Origin of the sequence: Clostridium tyrobutyricum (assembly GCF_019144085.1) — a bacterium.
Lineage (GTDB): Bacteria > Bacillota > Clostridia > Clostridiales > Clostridiaceae > Clostridium_B > Clostridium_B tyrobutyricum_A.
Window position 1 is genome coordinate 1 of sequence record NZ_JAHHUY010000101.1, and the last position, 437, is coordinate 437.

Below are 437 nucleotides of genomic sequence, written 5' to 3' on the forward strand. Positions count from 1 at the left end.
AACCTAGCAAATGTAGAATGGTCAGGTACTGGAGAACCTTCTAAAAGGTACATAAAGTTCACATCTCTTTTGCATGATTTCTCCATTAACCTTGATGAATAGTTGTGATTCATGTAGGAATAAAGTACAATTTTAAGCATCTGACGTGGTGCTGCCTGATTCTCCCTTATACGGGAGTAAGTCGAATATAAATCTGTTAAATCCATCTCCTCAATAAATTGACTTAGCAAACGCACCGAATCATCATCTGGAATCATGTACTCAATATTTAGTGGAAGTTTTAATTGATAATTTCCACGATTTGAAGTATAATTTTTGTGTAAATTAATGTATTTTGTCATATGTTAATTTTACCATAAATCTTTCACTCTTCCGAGTGAGAGATTTATTTTTTTAGGCAAAAAACTGTCGCACTAATTTTTTAGTGCGACAGCCCC

At 33.6% G+C, this 437-nt stretch carries 1 protein-coding gene; it reads right to left on the reverse strand.

The features are described 5' to 3' along the window. Window positions 1–341: transposase (locus tag KM800_RS15200; protein ID WP_217813832.1), on the reverse strand; the 341-nt coding region annotated here is incomplete at its 3' end. Window positions 342–437: the final 96 nt, after the last annotated feature.